This window comes from Granulosicoccus sp. 3-233 (genome assembly GCF_052681095.1).
The window spans coordinates 5,339-5,691 of record NZ_JBQYLE010000035.1 but is presented as its reverse complement, the minus strand read 5'-3'; positions in this window follow the sequence as shown (position 1 = coordinate 5,691).

The following is a 353-nucleotide window of genomic DNA, read 5'->3' as shown; positions in this document are numbered from 1 at the left end:
TTCGTATTCGACCCGCCCGGGCTGCTACCTCAAGCCTGAACCGGCTTCACGCAGTGGCTATGCAGTGAACGGGTACCTTTCAGCTTGGAGCTGACTTTGGCATACTCCCGGTTGTATATAACGATTGCTCCATTAAAAATCCCGGGTAAAAGGATATTATTATGCGTAACAGGACTATTCGACTATCAAACACAGTTCTATTTTCTCGTTATATAATTGTTTTTATTGGCCTTATAGTTCTGTTAAGTCAAAGTGCGCTTGCCTATGCGGCTGGGCGGGTTGATCTGGTTGCCAACCCTCGCATTGTCGGCGCTGATTCCAATCCCGTCTCCCAAATCACTCTCGGTGAAAAC